Genomic DNA, 19,071 nt, shown 5'->3' with positions numbered 1-19,071 from the left:
GTCGGGTGATGGTGCGGTTGGCGACGATGTCTGCCGTACCGGAAAGCGGGTTTGATTCTCGCGACCCTGACCTCAAAGGGTGTCTAGAGCTTCCCCGGGGAGGGGACGTTCCGGTTCGGCGGTGGGCGGCGTTTACTTCTCTGGCCGGAGCATGCAGCTAGAGAAACGGATCGCCTGTGCCTTCACGTCGTCGTGCCGGGGTGTCGGAGGTGTCCGGTGCCAAGGGGATTCAGGACATTCTGTGGAAGGCGGCCAACCGGCTGCGCGGGACCATGGACGCCGCGCAGTACAAGGAGTTCGTGCTCGGGCTGGTCTTTCTCAAGTATGTGTCGGATGCGCCGGGCGGCTTCCGGGTGCCGGCCGAGGCCCGGTGGGATCACCTCGTCGCGCACTCGGCGGGGGACATCGGGCGGCGGCTCGACGACGCCATGGACGCGATCATGCGGGAGAACCCGGCGCTCGGCGGGGTGCTGCCGAAGATCTTCGCCCGGGGTGGGGTCGAGGGGGCGACGCTCCGGGAGCTGGTGACGCTGATCAGTGACGCCCGGTTCGCCGGGGCCGGGCAGGACGTGCTCGGCGAGGTGTACGAGTACTTCCTGGAGAAGTTCGCCCGGGCCGAGGGGAAGCGGGCGGGGGAGTTCTACACGCCGGCCAGCGTGGTGAAACTGCTCGTGGACGTTCTGGAACCCTTCCACGGGAAGGTGTACGACCCCTGTTGCGGGTCGGGTGGCATGTTCGTGCAGGCGGGGCGCGTCCACGGGCGGGACATCGCCGTCTTCGGGCAGGAGGGCAACGAGCGCACCTGGCGGCTGGCCAAGATGAACCTGGCCATCCACGGGATGGATCCGGACGGCATCGGTGACCGGTGGGCGGACACCTTCGCCGACGACCGGCATCCCGGCCTGCTGGCCGATTTCATCATGGCCAACCCGCCGTTCAACATGAGCGGCTGGGCGCGCCGGGAGGACGACCCCCGATGGGCGTACGGGATTCCCCCGCGCGGCAACGCCAACTTCGCCTGGCTGCAGCACATGGTCGCGAAACTGGGTGAGCGCGGCAGTGCGGGTGTGGTGCTGTCCAACGGGTCGATGTCGTCGAGGCTGTCCGGGGAGGGGGAGATCCGGCGCCGGCTGGTCGAGGACGACCTGGTCTCCTGCATGGTGGCGCTGCCGGGGAACCTGTTCCGCACCACCGCCATCCCGGCCTGCCTGTGGTTCCTCAGCCGGGACAAGGGGGCCCGGCGCGGGCAGATCCTGTTCATCGACGCGCGCGGGCTGGGCACCATGGTGGACCGGACCGAGCGGGTGCTCACCGACGCGGACGTCGCGCGGATCGCGGACCGCTATCACGGGTGGCGCGGAACCGCGTACGCCGATGTGCCAGGTTTTTGTTTCTCCGCCTCGCTGGCGCAGGTCGCCGCGAATGACCACGTCCTCAACCCGGGCCGTTATGTCGGCGCCGCCTCGGCGGCGGAGGACCCGGGCGCCGAGCCGGCCGCCGACCGGATCGCCCGGCTCACCAAGGAGCTGTACGCCCAGTTCGAGGAGTCGGCGCGGCTCGCGGCGGCGGTCCGTGAGCAGTTGGGCAAGCTGGATGGCTGACTGGCCGACCGGCATGGTCCGGGACATCGCCGTCCCGAAGGGCCTGATCGGTGGCCCGTTCGGGTCGATGCTCGGCGGCAAGGACTACGTGCCGGGCGGGGTGCCGGTGATCCGCGGGGTGAACCTGGCCTCCGACGGCTTCTTCGACGTGTCCGAGTTCGTCTACGTCACGCCGGCGAAGGCGGCCGGTGAGCTGGCCCGCAACCTGGCCCGGCCGGGCGACGTGATCTTCACCCAGCGCGGCACCCTCGGCCAGGTCGGCATCGTCCCACCGGCCCCGCACGACACCTACGTCGTCTCCCAGTCCCAGATGCGCCTGCGCGTCGATCCGGCCCGTGCCGACCCGCGGTACGTCTACTACCAGTTCCGCAGTCCGGCGATGCGGTCCCTGGTCCGGGGCAGCGCCATCACCGCCGGTGTCCCGCACATCAACCTCGGCATCCTCGCCGCGCTGCCGATCGTGATCCCGCCGCTGGCGGTCCAGCGCGAGGTGGCCGACCTGCTCACGTCGCTGGACGAGAAGATCGCCGGCAACGAGCGCCTGGCCGCGACGGCGCTGGCCCTGGCCGAGGCCGAGTTCGCGGCCGCGATGGCCGGCCGGAGCCGGTCCGGCGTGCTCGGTGACGTCCTCGACCTGGTGTACGGGAAGGCGCTGCCGGCCGGGCTCCGCAACCCCGGACCGATCCCGGTGTACGGCAGTGGCGGGCGGTCCGGCTCCCACGACACCGCCCTGGTGCCCGGGCCCGGCATCGTCGTCGGCCGCAAGGGCACGGTGGGCGCGGTGCACTGGTCGTCGACCGACTTCTTCCCGATCGACACCACCTACTACGTGCGACCCCGGACGATCTCCCTCCAGTACGCCTACCTGCTGCTGCGCGGCCTCGGACTGGAGGGCATGAATTCCGACTCCGCCGTGCCCGGCCTCAACCGTGCCCGGGCGCTGGCCGTGCCGATCCGCATCCCGGAGAGGCCGGAACTCGAGCGGGCGGTCCCGCTGTTCGCCCTGCGGGACCGCCTGGAACGGGAGAACGAGGCGCTCCGCGCACTTCGCGACGACCTGCTGCCGCGCCTGGTCTCCGAAGGGCTGCGCGGCGCCCGGCAGCCACGCAGAATGGCGCGATGAACGCCGACGAACAGTGGCTCCTGGAGGGCGACCCGGCGATTCGCTGGCGGGTGCTGCGGGACCTGACCGGTGCCGCCGCCGCGGAGGTCACCCGGGAACGGAACCGGGTCGCCACCGAGGGCTGGGGTGCGCGCCTTCTCGCCGAGCAGGACGACGACGGCCGGTGGAGCGGCGCCGACTACGCGCCCAAGTGGACCTCGACGACGTACACCCTGCTTCGTCTGCTCTGGCTGGGTCTGCCGCCCGGCCATCCGGCAGCGCTGACGGCCTGCGAACGGCTGTGGGAGTGGCGGGCCCGCTGGCGCGTGCCGGAAACCTGCATCGCCGGCATCCTGGTCCGGCTCACGAGCCATTTCCGGTACGACGCGGAGGGGCTCGACGATCTGGTGGCCTACCTGCTGGACCAGCAACTGGCCGACGGCGGCTGGAACTGCGCGACCAGGACCGACAAGGGCAAGCACGGCTCGTTCCACACCAGCATCCAGGTGCTGGAGGCGCTGGACGCCTATCCGGGTGACACCGGCGACGCGGCCCGCAAGGGCCGGGAGTTCTTCCTCCGGCACCGGCTCTATCAGTCGCACCGCACCGGGGAGGTGGCGATCCGGGCGAGCGTCCGGTTCCCCGCGTTTCCGGAGTGGCATTTCGACGTTCTGCGCGGCCTCGAGTACTTCGCCGGGGCCGGGGCCGGGCCGGACGAGCGGCTCGGGGACGCGGCCGCCGTGGTCGAGCGGGCGCGCCGCCGGGACGGTCGCTGGCCCACCTACGCCGAGTACCCCGGGCGGCAGTGGTTTCCGCTGGAGCCGCCCGGCGCGAGCCGGTGGAACACCGCCCGGGCGCTGCGGGTGCTGCGCTGGTGGAACGGCCGCTGATACCGGTTCGTGGCGCGCGCGAGACCGGCCCGGTGAACTGCGCTGATTGACTTCGGGCTATGCACGGGGACACTGCACAGCGGGAAAAGAAATTGTGGACGGTCGGCGGCTTCGTCGTTCTCGTCGCCATCACCTGGTGGCGGCCCATCTATCCGGCCGAACAGGCACTGCATCATTCACTGACCGTCATCGGGCTGGTGGCGCTGATTCTGGTGAATCGCGCGCGTCCCGTCCCGTACACCTCGTTCCTTTTGATTCTAATTTTCTTGGCTCTGCATTCGGTGGCGGCGCGGTGGATCTATTCTTTCGTGCCCTACGACGACTGGACCGACTCGCTGTTCGGGTTCCGGGTCAGCGACCTGTTCGGCTGGCGGCGCAACAACTTCGACCGGCTGGTGCACCTGAGCTACGGGCTCTGCTTCGGGCCGGTCGTCTGCCGGGCGCTGAAACCGCGGCTGGGCAAGTGGGCGGCATTCGCCGCCGTCGACGTCGTGCTGTCGACCAGCGCGTTGTATGAGCTTTTCGAATGGGCGATCGCGATGACCCTCGCACCGGGGGCCGCGGAGGCATACAACGGACAACAGGGCGATATGTGGGACGCGCACAAGGACATGGCCATCGCGACCCTCGGCGCCGTTCTGGGTGTAGCGGTGGCCCGGTCGGGTAGAAATGATTCCAGAAGCTTGTCCATGGCAACGAATGACGGCGGGGGTTGGTCATGACAGCGGATGCGATGGTGCGCGGGCGACGGGGGTTCTCGGACCTGCCGGTTCTTCCGAAGATCATCGCAGGGGCGGCGATCACGCTGATCGTGGCGGTGACCGTGGGCGTGGTGGCGCTGGTGAAGCTCGACTCCACCGCCAAACAGGTGCAGGAGATGTATGAGATACAGGTCAAACCGCTGATCGTGCTGGGGCAGGCGGACCGGCTGATGATGCAGTTGCGGGTGGATCTGCTGCGGCACGGCCTCACTCCGTCGGCGGCGACCAAAGCGAAGATCGAGACGCAGATCGCCGCCGAGGAGGACGAACTCGCCGCGCTGATCGCGTCGTACCGGACGAACGCCGCCGACCCGGCTCTGGCCGACAAGTTCTCCGCGGACTGGAAGACGGCGACGGCCCTGCGCGACGAGACGCTGCTGCCGCTGTCCCGGGCCGGCCAGAGCGTCCGGTTCGAGCAGCTGCGCTCCACCCGGTTCCAGCCACTCGCCGTAACGGCGGCCGACGATCTCGACGAGGCCTACAGTGCCGAATCCGCTCAGTCCGCCGCCCGGGCCACGACGGCTCGCGCCGACTACAGGAGCGCCCGCCTCATGATCATTCTCCTGCTGGTCGTGGGCGGGCTGGTCGCTCTGGGGCTGGCCGTGGTGGTGGCGCGGGCGATCGTGCGTTCGGTGCGGTCGGTGTCGGTGGTGGCCAAGGCACTGGCCCAGGGTGATCTCACGGTCCGGTCGGGGGTGCGCTCCGGCGACGAGCTCGGGCTGATGGCCCGCGACCTGGACGCCGCGATGGGCACCCTGCGCGACACGGTCGAGGAGCTGGAGCAGAACTCGGTCACCCTGGCCGGTTCCAGCGAGGAACTGGCCATCACCAGCAGCCAGATCGCGGAGGCCGCCGAACGCACGAACGCCCAGGTCAGTGCGGTGTCGGCCAGTGCCGGGCAGGTCGGCGCGAACATCGCGACGGTCGCGGCCAGCTCGGAGGAGATGGGCGCCGCGATCAACGAGATCGCCAGCAACGCCGGCGAGGCCGCCCGGGTCGCGGCCGACGCGGTCACCCTGGCCGAGTCCACCAACCAGACGGTCAGCAAGCTGGGCGCGTCGTCGGCCGAGATCGGCAACGTGATCAAGGTGATCACCTCGATCGCCGAGCAGACCAACCTGCTCGCGCTGAACGCGACCATCGAGGCGGCCCGCGCAGGGGAGTCCGGCAAGGGCTTCGCGGTGGTCGCCAGCGAGGTGAAGGATCTCGCCCAGGAGACGGCGAAGGCCACCGAGGACATCAGCGTCCGGGTGCAGGCGATCCAGACCGACACGGCCGGCGCGGTCACCGCCATCGCCGAGATCCAGTCGGTGATCGGGCAGATCAACGAGTTCCAGACCACGATCGCGTCGGCGGTGGAGGAGCAGACCGCCACCACCAACGAGATGGTCCGCAACGTCAGCGCCGCCGCCGCGGGGGCCGCCGAGATCTCGGAATCGGTCACCGACGTCTCCGAGGCGACCCAGAACACCGCGGCCGCGGTCACCGAGGCGCAGACCACCACCAGCGAGCTCGCCCGAATGAGCGGCGATCTGCAGCGCATCGTCGGACAGTTCCGCGTGCGGGTGTGACGCGCGTAGGTTGGGGTCATGTCGGCGATGAAGAAGCTCATCAACGATCCCGCCCATGTGGTCGCCGACGCGCTGCGCGGTGTCGCACTCGCCCACCCGGAGCTGCGCGTCGACCACGAACAGAAAGTCGTCTACCGGGGTGACGCCCCGGTGCGCGGCAAGGTCGGACTGATCTCCGGCGGCGGCTCCGGGCACGAGCCGCTGCACGCCGGCTTCGTCGGGCCGGGCATGCTCGACGCCGCCTGCGCCGGCGAGATCTTCACCTCGCCGGTCCCCGACCAGATGGTCGCGGCCACCAAGGGCGTCGACGGCGGCGCCGGGGTGCTGCACATCGTCAAGAACTACACCGGCGACGTGATGAACTTCGAGATGGCCGCCGAGATCGTCGCGGCCGAGACCGGCACCGAGGTGATCGCCGTGGTCACCGACGACGACGTGGCGGTGCAGGACAGCCTCTACACGGCCGGTCGGCGCGGGGTCGGCGTCACCGTCCTGGTCGAGAAGATCGCCGGGGCCGCCGCCGCCGAGGGCCGGCCCCTCGCCGACGTGGCCGCGGTCGCCCGGAAGGTCAACGAGAACGGGCGCAGCATGGGCCTGGCGCTCACCTCGTGCACCGTCCCGGCCGCCGGCAAGCCCACCTTCGACCTGCCCGACGGCCAGATGGAGGTCGGCATCGGCATCCACGGCGAGCCCGGGCGGCGCCGGGTGCCGGTGGCGTCCGCCGCCGAGGCCGCGGAGATGCTGGTGACGCCGATTCTCGCCGACCTCGATTATCACAGCGGGGTCATCGCGTTCGTCAACGGGATGGGCGCCACCCCGCTGATCGAGCTCTACGTGCTGTTCGCCGAGGTCGCCGCGATCCTCGAGAAATCCGGGGTGGGCATCGCCCGGTCGCTGGTCGGGCCGTACATCACGAGCCTCGACATGGCCGGCGCCTCGGTGACGCTGCTGCGGGCCGACGACGAGATCCTGCGATTGTGGGACGCCCCGGTGCGTACTCCGGGCCTGCGCTGGGGAATCTGACCGGCATGGCTGACACCGTGGACACCGAGGCCCTGCACGCCTGGATTCGCGAGTTCGCCCGGCTGATCGCCGAACACAAGGATCTGCTGACCGAGCTGGACTCCGCGATCGGCGACGCCGATCACGGCATCAACCTGCACCGGGGCATGTCCGCGGTGGTCGAGGTCCTCGAGAAGGAGTCGCCCGGGCGTCCGGCCGAGCTTTTGAAGCGTACGGGGATGACGCTCGTCTCCACGGTGGGCGGCGCGAGTGGCCCGCTGTACGGCACGGCGTTCCTGCGGATGTCCGCCATCGCCGGCGACGCCGAGACCCTCGACGGGGCCGACATCGCCAAGATCCTGCGGGCGGCCCTGGACGGGGTGGTGGCGCGGGGCAAGGCCCAGGCCGGCGACAAGACGATGTACGACGCGCTGGCCCCGGCCGTGGAGAGCATCGAGGAGAGCATCGCCGACGGTCAGCCGCTCGGTGAGGCCCTGGACAACGCGGTCCGCGCGGCCGAGCAGGGTCGCGCGGCCACCGTCGCGATGGTCGCCCGTAAGGGCCGGGCCAGCTACCTGGGCGAACGCAGCGCGGGCCACCAGGATCCGGGCGCCACGTCGGTGACGCTGCTGGTGGCGGCGGCCGCCAGGGCGCTGGCCTGACGGTGGTCGGCCTGGTGGTGGTGAGCCACAGCCGTGCCCTGGCCCGGGCCGCGGTGACGCTGGCCGCCGAGATGGCCGCGGGCGCGCGCATCGAGATCGCGGCCGGGCTGGACGACACGACGCTCGGCACCGACGCGACCGCCATCGTGGACGCTCTCGTCGCGGCGGACGACGGCGACGGCGTGGTGGTGCTGATGGACCTCGGCAGCGCGGTGCTCTCCGCCGAGCTGGCTCTGGAACTGGTGGACGAGGACCTGCGGTCCCGGGTGGTGCTCTGCCCGGCCCCGCTGGTGGAGGGCCTGGTGGCCGCGGCGGTCACGGCCGCGGGCGGCGCCGGTCGCGACGAGGTGGCGCGTGAGGCGTCCGACGGGTTGCTGGGCAAGGTGGCCCAGTTGGGCACGGCACCCGCTGAGGACGCCGGCGGCGAGGCGATGGCGACGGTCACCGTGGGGAATCCGCACGGGCTGCACGCCCGCCCGGCCGCCCGGCTGGTCACCGAGGCCCGCCGGCTCAACGCCGGCCTGGAGGTCCGCAACCGCACCACCGGCTCGGCCTGGGTGCCGGCCACCAGCCTGTCCCGGGTGGCGACCCTCGGCGCCCTGCGCGGCCACGAGATCGACGTGCGCGCGTCCGGGCCGGGAGCGCGGGCCGCGGTCGACGAGATCGTGGCGGTGGCCGCCCGGCGCTTCGACGAGACCCCGCCCGAACTCGACAAGATCGGCGAGTGGGGCGGGCCGGTGCCGGTGGACCTCGACCTGATCGGCGGGAACACGACCGGCACCGGGGTGCGGCGGGGGCAGGGCGCGTCGGCCGGGATCGGGATCGGGCCGGCCTGGCGGCGGTCGAGCACCCCGCCCGAGGTGCCGGACGAACCCTCGCAGGGCACCGACGTGGAGTGGCGGCGGGTCGAGGACGCGGTCGCCGCGGTCCGCCTGGAGATCGACAAGATCTGGGAGGGCAACCCCGAGGCCAGCATCTTCGACGCGCACCTGCTGCTGCTCGACGACGCCGAACTGCTCGGCGAGGTGCGGCAGCGGATCGAGGGCGGCCAGGCGGCGCCGCAGGCGTTCCGCGGTGCGGCCGGGCGGATCGCCGCCGAGTTCGACACCCTCGACGATCCCTACCTGCGCGGCCGCGGCGACGACGTGCACGCGGTCGCCGACCAGGTGCTGCGGGCCATGCTCGGCATCTCCGGCACGGCGGCCTCGGGCGACGGCGTCCTGGTCGCCCCCGACCTCACCCCGGCCGAGGCGGCCACCCTCGATCCGGTCCGGGTCACCGGCGTGCTCCTGGCCTTCGGCAGCCCCACCTCGCACGGCGCGATCCTGGCCCGCACCCGGGGCATCCCGATGGTCGTCGGGGCCGGACCGGCCGTGCTCAGCGGCCCGCCCGGTGCGGTCGTCGTCCTCGACGGTTCGACCGGCGAGTTCGCGATCTCCCCGCCCGAGCCGGTCGCCGCCGCGTTCCGCGACCGGGCCGCCGAGCGGTCCGCCCGGGCCGGCCGGGCCGCCGCCCGGGCCGGCGAACCGGCGGTCACCGCCGACGGGGTGACCGTCCACGTCGCCGCGAACCTCGGCTCGGTGGCCGACGCCCGGGCCGCCGCCGCGAACGGCGCCGACCTGGCCGGGCTGGTGCGCACCGAGTTCCTCTTCCTCGACCGCGACGCCGCGCCGAGCGTCGACGAGCAGGTCGCCGTCTACCGGCAGATCGCCGAGGCGCTCGGCGGCCGGCGGATCACCCTGCGCACCCTCGACGTCGGCGGGGACAAGCCGCTGCGCTACGCGCCGGCCCCGCACGAGCAGAACCCCTTCCTCGGCGTACGCGGCATCCGGCACTCGCTCGCGCACCCCGCCGTGTTCGCCGACCAACTCCTGGCGATCGCCCGGGTGGCCCGCGAGACGCCGGTCAGCATCATGTTCCCGATGGTCAGCACGGTCGGCGAGGTGGTCACCGCGCGGCGGATGCTGGACGACGCGATCGGCCGGGCCGGCCGATCGGACGGGCTGCGCGTGGGGATCATGATCGAGGTGCCGGCCGCCGCGCTGCGGTCGGCGGCCTTCACGCCGTACGTCGATTTCGTCAGCGTGGGTACCAACGACCTGACGCAGTACACCCTGGCCGCGGAGCGCGGCAATGCCGCGCTGTCCGCGGACGGTCTCGATCCGGCGGTTCTCCGGCTGATCAGGCTGGTCTGCGAGCAGTCCGGCGTGCCGGTCGCGGTGTGCGGGGAACTGGCCGCGGACGAGGCCGCCGTGCCACTGCTGACGGCTTTGGGGGTACGCGAATTGAGCGTCGCGCCGCCCGCCGTGCCGCTGGTGAAGGAGTCGGTCCGCGGCACCCGCCTGGAGCAGGCCGGACCGTTGGCCGAACGAGCCTGTGGACTGGCCGACGCAAATGCCGTACGAGCCCTGCTAAAGCCGGGAAACGTCCATTCCGGACGCTGATACAAAGCGTACAAAAACGCGGGTGAGAAGCGTCATATGACCTGGTCGATATGGCGAATTCCGTCGTTGTTCGCCCGCGTCCCCGTTACTTCCCCGAAAATCTGCTGTCATCGGGTGTAATTACTCTCCACCGATCGACAACCTTCGGAGGAAACTTTTCGATGCGCCTATATAGACGCGCCGGGACGGTGGCTGTTGTCACCGCGCTGGGTCTGAGCCTGACCGGCCAGGCCTTCGCGGCTGAGGACACCGCCTTCATCAGCGAGATTCACTACGACAACGCGGGCACCGACTCCGGTGAGGCGATAGAGATCCAGGCGCCGGTGGGCTTCGACCTGTCCGGTTGGAAGATCGTCCTCTACAACGGTGACGCCTCCACCGGTGGTGGCTCGTACAACACGGCCGCGCTGAGCGGCGCTGTCCCGGCCGCCGGCGTGGTTGTGCAGACCTATGCGGTCAACGGCATCCAGAACGGCGCACCCGACGGTGTCGCCCTGGTGAAGCCGGACAACTCGGTCGCCGAGTTCCTCAGCTACGAGGGCGCCTTCGCCGCCACCAGCGGCCCGGCCGCCGGGGTGACCAGCACCGACATCGGCGTGCTGGAGCCCGGCAGCGACCCGGTCGGCTACTCGCTGCAGAAGATCGACGGCGTCTGGAAGGCTCCCGCGCAGAACACCTTCGGCGCGCTCAACTCGGCGACCACGCCGGAGGAGCCCACCGACCCGGACCCGGTCGGCTGCACCACCGCGGTCACCAACACGATCGCCGAGGTGCAGGGCACCGGCACGGCGACCCCGCTGACCGGCACGGTCACCGTCCAGGGCATCGTCACCGCCGACCACCGCACCGGCGGTTTCAACGGCGTCTACCTGCAGACCGAGGGCACCGGCGGCAGCCGCCCGGTCGCCGCCGGCACCGCCTCCGACGGCATCTTCGTCTACGTCGGATCCGGCACCAACCAGCCCGCGGTCGCGATCGGCGACAAGGTGCGGGTCACCGGCGCGGTCAGCGAGTACAACGGGCTCACCGAGCTGAGCATCGCGGCCAGGACCGATCTGCAGGTCTGCGCGCACAACGCCGCCCTGCCCGCCCCGGTCCCGCTGACCCTGCCGCTGGCCGCCGACGCCCGCGAGTCGGTCGAGGGCATGCTGGTCGCCCCCGCGGGTGCGTACACGGTGTCGGACACCTACTACGCCAACCTGTACGGCGAGATCGTGCTCGCGGCCGGTTCCAAGCCCGCCCGCATCCCGACCGACATCGCCCGCCCGGGTTCGGCCGAGGCGCTCGCCCAGAAGGCGGCCAACGCGAACGCCCGGGTGCTGCTCGACGACGCGAAGACCACCAACCTCTCGGCCGCCGGGCTCGCCCCGCCGTATTTGAGCGCCGCCGACCCGGTCCGCACCGGCGACACGGTGGAGAAGTTCGGCCCGGTCGTGTTCAGCTACGAGTACGGCGACTGGATGTTCGAGCCGACCACCCCGGTCTCGGCCGACACCCCGGCCGCGGCGCGCACCTCGTTCACGCCCACCAACCCGCGCACCGCGCACCCGGCCGCCGTGGGCGGCGACATCAAGGTCGCCAGCTTCAACGTGCTGAACTACTTCGTCCACTTCGGTGGCGACGCCCGCGGTGCCGTCGACGCGGCCGCCGCGGCCAAGCAGCAGGCGAAGATCGTCTCGGCGATCACCGCGCTGGACGCCGACGTGGTCGCCCTCATGGAGATCGAGAACTCGCTTCGGTTCGAGCCCGACGACCCGCAGATGGCGCTCAAGGTCCTGGTCGGGGCGCTGAACGACGTCGACGGGGCGGGCACCTGGGACTACGTGCGGTCACCGGCCGAGCTGCCGGCGGCCACCGCGCAGGACGTGATCACCACGGCGATCATCTACAAGCCGGCCGCGGTGACTCCGAAGGGCACTTCCCGGTCGATCAACGACGAGACGGTGTGGTCGAACGCCCGCGAGCCGATCGCGCAGACCTTCACCGCCGGCGCGATCGACTTCACGGTCGTCGCCAACCACCTCAAGTCGAAGAGCGCCTCGGTCGCCCCGACCGGCGACAACGTCGACGCCGGGGACGGGCAGGGCCCGTACAACGGCGACCGGAAGCGGCAGGCGGCCTCGCTGGCGGCCTTCGTCGCGTCGCTCGGGGGCAAGAACGCCATCCTGCTCGGTGACTTCAACTCGTACACCGAGGAGGACCCGATGCAGGTCCTCTACGACGCGGGCTATGAGGACGTGCACACCACGCACGCGCCGGGCAAGTCGTCGTACGTCTTCGGTGGCGAGTCGGGTTCGCTCGACCACGCCCTGGTCACCCCGTCGCTCGCGGCGCGGGTCACCGGTGTCGACATCTGGAACATCAACTCGGTCGAGTCGTACGCGTTCCAGTACGACGGGTTCGCCCCGTTCTACGCCCCGAACCCGTACCGGGCCAGCGACCACGACCCGGTCGTCATCGGTCTCGAGACCGGCCTGACCGGGCCGGTCGACCTGCAGCTGCTGTCCATCAACGACTTCCACGGCCGGCTCGAGGCGCCGACCGCCGGGGTCGGCGGTGCCGCCCAGCTGGTCGGCATGGTCAACAAGCTGCGCGCGGCGAACCCGAACACCGCGTGGGTGTCGGCCGGTGACAACATCGGCGCGTCCACGTTCATCTCGGCGATCGACAACGACAACCCGACGATCGACGCGCTGAACGCCGGTGGCCTCAACGTCTCCGCGGTCGGCAACCACGAGTTCGACAAGGGTCTCGCCGACCTGGTCGGCCGGGTCGACGACCGGGCCAACTTCCCCTACCTGGCGGCCAACGTCTACAAGGACGGCCGGCGGGTGCTGCCCGGCTACTCGGTGCAGGCCGTGGGTGGCGTCCAGGTCGGCTACATCGGCGTGGTCACCGAGCAGACCGGTTCGCTGGTCAGCCCGGACGGAATCGCCGGCGTCGAGTTCCGCGATCCGGTCGCGGAGGCGAACACCCTCGCGAACCAGCTCTCGGACGGCGACGCGAGCAACGGCGAGGCCGACGTGGTGGTGCTGCTCGCCCACGAGGGTGCGGCCACCGAGAACATCAACTCGGCGGCGGCGCTGCAGGCCGACCCGGTCTTCGGCGAGTTCACCCGGGTCAACGCCAACATCGACGCGATCCTCAGCGGGCACACCCACCAGCCGTACGCGTTCGAGGTCCCGATCCCGGGCACCGACCGCACCCGCCCGGTCATCCAGGCCGAGGACTACGGCGTCAAGCTGGGCAAGGCCGTGCTGACCTACGACCCGGCCACCAAGTCGGTGACCGCCTCGACGGCCGAGCTGCTGAACGTGTCCGGTCAGCCGACCGACGCCACCGTCGCGGCCATCGTGGCCGCCGCCAAGGTCAAGTCCGAGGTGCTCGGCCAGCAGAAGCTCGGCACGATCACCGGCGACATCCTGCGGGCCTTCGCCAACGGGGCCGAGGACCGCGGATCCGAGTCGGTGCTCGGCAACTTCATCGCCGACGTCCAGCTCGACCAGACCAAGGCGGCCGGCCGCGGCGGTGCGCAGATCGCCTTCATGAACCCGGGCGGCCTGCGCAACGACCTGAAGTACGGCACCGACGGCACGGTCACCTACTCCGCGGCGTTCGCGGTGCAGCCGTTCTCGAACGACGTGGTGACCCAGACCCTCACCGGCGCCCAGATCAAGCAGGTGCTCGAGGAGCAGTGGCAGCCGGACGGGGCCTCCCGCCCGGTGCTGCACCTGGGCTCGTCGAAGGGGCTCACCTACTCCTACGACGTGTCGCAGCCGCGCGGCTCCCGGATCATCGCGTCCTCGTTGAAGCTCAACGGGGTCGTGCTCAACCCGACCGGCACCTACCGGGTCACGTCGAACTCGTTCCTCGCCGCGGGTGGCGACAACTTCCTCACCCTCGGCAAGGGCACCGACCGGGTAACCACCGGCGACAACGACCTGACCATGCTGGTCAACTACCTGGCCGCCAACTCGCCGGTCACCGCGGACTCCGTGTTCCGCTCGACCCCGGGCAAGGCCGACAGCACCGCGCCGACCGGCACCTTCGCGGTCGCGCCCACCGCCGTGTGGGCCGGCCAGACGGTGACGGTCTCCGTGACCGCCACCGACGACGTCACTCCGGCGGCCGACATCAAGAAGGTCGTCAACTGGGGCGACGGCACCACCGACTCGTCGGCGACCCATGTGTACCCGGCGGCCGGCACCTTCACGCCGACCGTGACGCTGACCGACCAGGCCGGCAACAGCGGCCCGGCGACCGGATCCGGCACCGTGACCGTCACGGCCCAGCCCGGCAAATTCACCCTGGACAAGACGTCGATCTGGGTGACGCAGTCGGTCACCCTGACGGTCAGCGGCATCAGCAAGGCCGTCGTCGACTGGGGTGACGGCTCCACCGCCACCGTGGCGAACGGCCGCTTCACCCACACCTACCGCACGGCCGGCTCCTACCCGGTCGAGGTGACGCCGTCCAACGCCAACGGGGCCGGCACGCCGGTCACCGCCGGCACGGTGACGGTCAAGGCCGACACGGTGGCGCCGACCGTCTCGCTCGACGTCCCGTGGCACCCGGAGTACGCCTCGTCCTGGTGGGTTCTCACCGGCAAGGTGTCCGACGAGGGCCTCGGCGGCGAGAAGGTGAAGCTGCAGCTGATCCAGGAGCGGTCCGGCAAGTGGTACTACTACGCCGGCGGCCGCTGGACCAGGGCGACCTCCAAGGCGCAGGCCCAGGACAAGGCGCAGGAGGTCGGCAACCTCCTCGACCTGTGGGGCAGCTGGCTGACCATCGTGGTCGGTGTCGAGAAGGGCACCCTCGAGGTCACCTACTGGGCGGAGGACAAGGCGGGCAACGAGTCCACCCCGACGACCTACACCCAGAAGATCACCAAATAATTGTGTACGGCGGCCCTCGTCCCGCTCTTCGCGGGGCGGGGGCCGCTCCCTATCTGTTCAGCAGGTCCTGCATCTTCCCGGCGATCAGCCCGGCCGCCCGGCGCGGACTCAGCCGGTACAGCTTGTCCATCATCCGCGCGTCCTTGCCGATCAGGACCCGGTAGGCGTTCGCCTCCACCCCGTCGAGGATGTCCCGGGCGGCCCGCTCCAGCAGCACCGGCAGGAACGCCTTGGTCAGGTGGAGCCTGCCCGACCAGTTGACCGCGAAGACCCGGTCGGTGACGTCGAGCGGGTGCGCCGAGATGTCCGGGTGGCCCGCGGTGGCCTGCTCGAGAGTCTCCGGGTTGAGATCGACGGCGGCGACCTTCGACCGCGCCGGGCCGCTTCCAGGGCGACGGCCCGGCCGATGCCACTGCCGGCGCCGGTGACCACGAGAACCTTGCCCACCGCGGATCGACCGTGCGCGCATCGTGGCCCGCCGCCCGCGACATGGACCCGGCGACGCTGACCATGCAGGCGGTCGCCGAGCGGCTGGGCGTCGACCGCAAGGCGCTGAACTACCACGTCACCGACCGGGACGGCCTGCTCGAACTCGTCGCCCAGGAGACGCTCAGCTCCCTGCTGGGGGAGCGTCCGGCCGCCGGCCGACGGCCCCTGGCAGGACATGGTGCGGGCGATCGCCCACCAGACCCGGGCCTCGATTGATCGCGGTCGGGGCGCATTTCGACTACGTGCGGCTGCCGCTGGGCAGCGCCCCGGCCGCCCTCGCGCCGAACGAGCACCTGCTGCGCGCCCTGGTCGAGGCCGGCTTCACCGATGCCCAGGCCGGCCGGGCGCTGGGCATGCTGGCCGAGCTGATGTACGCGTCGGCCCGCAACACCGTCCTGGCCGGCCGGTACGGCGAACACCCGCAGATCACCGAGCTGAACCGGATGCTCGCCGAGGCCCCGCCCAGCACCCTGCCGTCGATCCGCCGGCTCAGCGCGGCCCGGATCGGCCTGGACCCCGAACAGTTCGACTTCGACCTGGACGTGGTCATCGCCGGTCTTTCCCAGCTGCTGGCGGCGGGACGATGACGATCAGCCGCTGGGTGGCCCGGGTCAGGGCGACATAGAGGTCGCGCGGGTTCCGCCCGATCTCCGCCGGGTCGACGACCAGCACGGTGTCGAACTCCCGGCCGCGGCAGACATCCTCGGCGGTGATCACCTTGGCGCCCGGGGCGGCGGCCAACTCCTTGTCCAGGTCGTGGCCGACGCGCGGTTCCTCGCCGTGCCGCAGCGAGCGGCTGAGCTCCTGCCCCGGCGCGATCCGGGCGAGCAGGTCCCGGCTGTACTCGAGGATCTCGGCCGTCGTCCGGTAGTTGACCGTCAGCGTGTGCGACCGGAAACGATCGCCGAGCGCCTGCTCCCAGGACTTCACCGTCGAGCCCGGCCCGGCCTGCGCGAAGTCGCCGACCACGGTCATCGATCGGGACGGGCAGCGCCGGAGCACCGCCCGCCAGTCCATCTCGGTCAGCTCCTGCGCCTCGTCCACGACGATGTGCCCGTAGACGTCGGCGGGTGGGCCGTCGAGCAGACTCGCCGCCTCGTCCCGCAGTGCGAGGTCGGCCTCGGTCCAGGGCGCGCCGGGTGCTCTCCGCAACTGCGCGAGGTGCGGTGGCGGGTCGGCCAGCAAACCCTCCACGACCTGCTCCGGGGTGAGCTCCGGCCAGAGCCGCGCCACCGCCTCGGTGACGTCCGGCTCGACGTCGTCCTCGCCCAGATCGACCTTCCCGGGCGGTCCGCCGAGGCCGAGCGACGCCAGATCACCGGCAACGGCGGCGTCCAGATCAACCCCGGTGAGCGCGGCCGTCTCCGCGTCGATCCGTTCCAGGGTCGCGGCCATGGCCTCCTTCCGGCGCCGCGCGAGGTCCCCCTTGAGCCGCTCCGCGAACGTCACCCGCGCCTGGTTGTACGGCTCACTCCCGGCCTCCGGGCGGCGGGCGTTCACCCAGTCGGCCAGGGCATCGGCCAGCACGGCCCGGCCCTTCCGGCGAGCTTCCTCCGGCGGCGCCGGGATCGTGGCCCGGCCGCCGCCGACCTCGAAACGGGTCACCAGGCGGACGTCGTTCTCGCCCAGGGCGGGCAGGACCCGGGAGATGTAGTCGAGGAAGCGGGCGTCCGGGCCGACCACCAGCACCCCGCGCTCGGCCGCGGCCGGGAACGCGAACAGCACGTAGGCGGCCCGGTGCAGCGCCACCACGGTCTTCCCGGTGCCCGGCCCGCCCTGCACCACGGTGCTGCCGCGGTGCGGCGACCGGACGATGGCGTCCTGCTCGGCCTGCAGGGTGGTCACCGCGTCCCGCATCCGGCCGGTGCGCGGCGCGTTCAGCGCCTCGGCGAGCGGGCCGTCGCCGGGCACGTCGTCCGGGCCGGGCGCCGACCCGTCCAGGATCTCGTCCGACACCGAGGCCACCCGCCGGCCGTCGAGCCGCAGGTGCCGGCGCCGCCGCAGGCCCATCGGATGCGCGGCGGTGGCGGCGTAGAACGGGGCCGCGGCCGGCGCCCGCCAGTCGACCAGCAGCGGCTCGCCACCGACGTGAATGCCCCGCCGCCCGATGTAGAGCCCGGTGCCGTCCGGGTAGTCGATCCGCCCGAACACCAGGCCGTCCCCGGCGGCCGCGGTCAGCTCGGCACGACGGCGGCGCAGGAGAGCCCGCCGGTCGGCGTCGGGACTTCCGGCCAGCTCGGCCTCGATCTCGGCCGTCTCACGGTCCAGCCGTTCGAACATCGCGGTAACCAGGGGTTGGTCCATCCCTCCCATTGTCAGGAGATCCGCCCCGGACATAAGTCTTGACTTGCCCGGCGCCCTCAGCCGGGGTGGTGACGTGTCGCTACCGTCCCGGTAATGGACTTCGATGTCGTCGTGGTGGGCACGCGGGTGGCCGGCGCCGCCACCGCGATGCTCCTGGCCCGCGCCGGGCTGCGGGTGCTGGCCGTGGACCGCGCCCGCTTTCCCAGCGACACCGTCTCCACCCATCAGGTGCAGTTACCCGGTGGTGTCCTGCTGCGGCGCTGGGGCGTGCTCGACCAACTCGTCGCCCGCGGCACCCGGCCGGCCCGCTCGGTCGTCTTCGACGCGGGCCCGGCCGTCCTGCGCGGTTCCTATCCGCCGCTCGACGGGGTCGACGCCGTCTACAGCCCGCGCCGCACCTCGCTCGACGCCCTGCTGATCGCGGCCGCCCGGGACGCCGGCGCCGAGATCGACGAGGGTTTCGTGGTCGACGGCCTGATCCGCGACGGCGATCGGGTGACCGGCATCCGCGGCCGCCACAAGCCGGGTTCACCGTCCGGCGGCCCGGACGTGACCCGGACCGCCGCGCTGGTGATCGGGGCCGACGGCAAGAACTCCACCATCGCGCGGGAGGCCGGCGCCCGGGTCTACCGGCGCCGGCCGTCGGCCTCCGGAGTTCTCTACGGCTACTTCGCCGGTCTGCCCGTGGGCGGGGGAGAGGTCTATGTGCGGCCCGACCGGATGATGACCCTCTGGCCCACCGACGACGACCTCACCCTGGTCTATCTCGGTGTTCCCGGGCTCGGATTCCCGCAGGCCCGGGCGGCCGGCCTGGCGCGGATGGCCGGCGGAATCGCCGAGCTCGGCGATCGGCTGGCCGCGGCGACACCGGTCGAACGGGTGCGCGGCACCACCGACGTACCCGGGCTGATGCGGCGCCCGTACGGTCCGGGCTGGGCCCTGGTCGGCGATGCCGGCCTGGTCATGGACCCGATCACCGGCCAGGGCATCGGCAACGCCCTGCGCGACGCCGACAGCCTGAGCCGGGCCATCGTCGACGGCCTCGGCGGTGGCCGCCCGGTCGAGACCGCCATGCGGCAGCACCACCGCGAGCGCGACGCGAGCCGCCGCCCGATGTACGACCTGACCGCCCGCCTCGCCGCCTTCCGTCCCGACCCGGCGACCGACCTCCTGTTCCCGGCCCTCGCCGCCGATCCGGCGCACGTCACCCGCTTCCTCGGCATGCTCACCGGCGCGCTCCCGGTAAGCGCGGTCTTCGGCCCGGCCGCCCTGCGCCGCACCGTCGGAGCCGGCGGCCTGGCCCGGATGGCCGTGGCCCGCGCGAGGCGCTCCGGCCCGGCGCGTCGCTGA

Annotated in this window: 14 protein-coding genes; 12 read left to right on the top strand and 2 right to left on the bottom strand. The window is 71.8% G+C overall.

Annotated features, from left to right (window positions below):
• Positions 1 to 209 precede the first annotated feature (209 nt).
• The 9 genes from Ato02nite_RS26165 (at position 210) to Ato02nite_RS26125 (ending at position 14,928) form a co-directional block, all read left to right on the top strand.
• Positions 210 to 1,601, top strand: a complete 1,392-nt coding sequence (locus Ato02nite_RS26165; protein WP_246607425.1) for a class I SAM-dependent DNA methyltransferase — start codon at positions 210 to 212, stop codon at positions 1,599 to 1,601.
• A complete protein-coding gene (locus tag Ato02nite_RS26160; protein ID WP_213009270.1) occupies positions 1,594 to 2,724 on the top strand; it encodes a restriction endonuclease subunit S in 1,131 nt (376 codons plus the stop codon). Before Ato02nite_RS26165 ends, Ato02nite_RS26160 begins: the two co-directional genes overlap by 8 nt.
• Positions 2,721 to 3,593, top strand: a complete 873-nt coding sequence (locus tag Ato02nite_RS26155; protein ID WP_213009269.1) for a hypothetical protein — start codon at positions 2,721 to 2,723, stop codon at positions 3,591 to 3,593. The genes Ato02nite_RS26160 and Ato02nite_RS26155 overlap by 4 nt, the downstream gene beginning before the upstream one ends.
• A gap of 59 nt (positions 3,594 to 3,652) precedes the next feature.
• On the top strand, positions 3,653 to 4,315 hold the full coding sequence (locus Ato02nite_RS26150; RefSeq protein WP_213009268.1) for a DUF2238 domain-containing protein: 663 nt from the start codon (positions 3,653 to 3,655) through the stop codon (positions 4,313 to 4,315).
• Positions 4,312 to 5,925, top strand: coding sequence for a methyl-accepting chemotaxis protein (locus Ato02nite_RS26145; RefSeq protein WP_213009267.1), 1,614 nt, complete (start codon positions 4,312 to 4,314; stop codon positions 5,923 to 5,925). The genes Ato02nite_RS26150 and Ato02nite_RS26145 overlap by 4 nt, the downstream gene beginning before the upstream one ends.
• An 18-nt stretch (positions 5,926 to 5,943) precedes the next feature.
• Positions 5,944 to 6,948 carry a dihydroxyacetone kinase subunit DhaK gene (dhaK, locus tag Ato02nite_RS26140; RefSeq protein WP_281419793.1) on the top strand — a complete coding sequence of 335 codons (1,005 nt, stop codon included), beginning with the start codon at positions 5,944 to 5,946 and terminating at the stop codon, positions 6,946 to 6,948.
• Between the two features lie 5 nt (positions 6,949 to 6,953).
• Positions 6,954 to 7,589 (top strand): dihydroxyacetone kinase subunit DhaL, encoded by a 636-nt coding sequence (dhaL, locus tag Ato02nite_RS26135; RefSeq protein WP_213009266.1) that lies wholly within the window; start codon positions 6,954 to 6,956, stop codon positions 7,587 to 7,589.
• A 2-nt stretch (positions 7,590 to 7,591) separates the two neighbouring features.
• Positions 7,592 to 10,033 (top strand): phosphoenolpyruvate--protein phosphotransferase, encoded by a 2,442-nt coding sequence (gene ptsP / locus Ato02nite_RS26130; RefSeq protein ID WP_307853977.1) that lies wholly within the window; start codon positions 7,592 to 7,594, stop codon positions 10,031 to 10,033.
• 161 nt (positions 10,034 to 10,194) lie between these two features.
• On the top strand, positions 10,195 to 14,928 hold the full coding sequence (locus Ato02nite_RS26125) for an ExeM/NucH family extracellular endonuclease (protein WP_213009264.1): 4,734 nt from the start codon (positions 10,195 to 10,197) through the stop codon (positions 14,926 to 14,928).
• A 49-nt stretch (positions 14,929 to 14,977) separates the two neighbouring features.
• Here Ato02nite_RS26125 and Ato02nite_RS26120 read toward each other — a convergent pair whose 3' ends face one another.
• Entirely contained in the window at positions 14,978 to 15,397 is a 420-nt protein-coding gene (locus Ato02nite_RS26120; RefSeq protein ID WP_213009263.1) for an SDR family oxidoreductase, read from the bottom strand.
• On the opposite strand from Ato02nite_RS26120, the gene Ato02nite_RS26115 reads away from it, so the two are divergent.
• Positions 15,388 to 15,633 carry a hypothetical protein gene (locus Ato02nite_RS26115; protein ID WP_213009262.1) on the top strand — a complete coding sequence of 82 codons (246 nt, stop codon included), beginning with the start codon at positions 15,388 to 15,390 and terminating at the stop codon, positions 15,631 to 15,633. The genes Ato02nite_RS26120 and Ato02nite_RS26115 overlap by 10 nt on opposite strands.
• Positions 15,630 to 16,004, top strand: coding sequence for a TetR/AcrR family transcriptional regulator C-terminal domain-containing protein (locus tag Ato02nite_RS26110; protein WP_213009261.1), 375 nt, complete (start codon positions 15,630 to 15,632; stop codon positions 16,002 to 16,004). Before Ato02nite_RS26115 ends, Ato02nite_RS26110 begins: the two co-directional genes overlap by 4 nt.
• Here Ato02nite_RS26110 and Ato02nite_RS26105 read toward each other — a convergent pair.
• Positions 15,964 to 17,721, bottom strand: coding sequence for a HelD family protein (locus Ato02nite_RS26105; protein ID WP_246607424.1), 1,758 nt, complete (start codon positions 17,719 to 17,721; stop codon positions 15,964 to 15,966). The two genes, Ato02nite_RS26110 and Ato02nite_RS26105, sit on opposite strands and share 41 nt — an antisense overlap.
• A 93-nt stretch (positions 17,722 to 17,814) precedes the next feature.
• Here Ato02nite_RS26105 and Ato02nite_RS26100 point away from each other — a divergent pair, with 93 nt between their 5' ends.
• Positions 17,815 to 19,071 (top strand): NAD(P)/FAD-dependent oxidoreductase, encoded by a 1,257-nt coding sequence (locus Ato02nite_RS26100; protein WP_213009259.1) that lies wholly within the window; start codon positions 17,815 to 17,817, stop codon positions 19,069 to 19,071.

It is taken from the genome of Paractinoplanes toevensis (genome assembly GCF_018332695.1).
Classification (GTDB): domain Bacteria; phylum Actinomycetota; class Actinomycetes; order Mycobacteriales; family Micromonosporaceae; genus Actinoplanes; species Actinoplanes toevensis.
The sequence above is the reverse complement of the archived record's forward strand: the minus strand, read 5'-3'. Positions and strand labels throughout refer to the sequence as shown.

Coding starts and splice junctions, on each gene's coding strand:
- Ato02nite_RS26145 (WP_213009267.1), top strand. CDS start 4,312: ATGACAGCGGATGCGATGGTGCGCGGGCGACGGGGGTTCTCGGACCTG.
- Ato02nite_RS26125 (WP_213009264.1), top strand. CDS start 10,195: ATGCGCCTATATAGACGCGCCGGGACGGTGGCTGTTGTCACCGCGCTG.
- Ato02nite_RS26105 (WP_246607424.1), bottom strand. CDS start 17,721: ATGGACCAACCCCTGGTTACCGCGATGTTCGAACGGCTGGACCGTGAG.
- Ato02nite_RS26155 (WP_213009269.1), top strand. CDS start 2,721: ATGAACGCCGACGAACAGTGGCTCCTGGAGGGCGACCCGGCGATTCGC.
- Ato02nite_RS26100 (WP_213009259.1), top strand. CDS start 17,815: ATGGACTTCGATGTCGTCGTGGTGGGCACGCGGGTGGCCGGCGCCGCC.
- dhaL (WP_213009266.1), top strand. CDS start 6,954: ATGGCTGACACCGTGGACACCGAGGCCCTGCACGCCTGGATTCGCGAG.
- Ato02nite_RS26150 (WP_213009268.1), top strand. CDS start 3,653: ATGCACGGGGACACTGCACAGCGGGAAAAGAAATTGTGGACGGTCGGC.
- Ato02nite_RS26160 (WP_213009270.1), top strand. CDS start 1,594: ATGGCTGACTGGCCGACCGGCATGGTCCGGGACATCGCCGTCCCGAAG.
- dhaK (WP_281419793.1), top strand. CDS start 5,944: ATGTCGGCGATGAAGAAGCTCATCAACGATCCCGCCCATGTGGTCGCC.
- Ato02nite_RS26120 (WP_213009263.1), bottom strand. CDS start 15,397: ATGCGCGCACGGTCGATCCGCGGTGGGCAAGGTTCTCGTGGTCACCGG.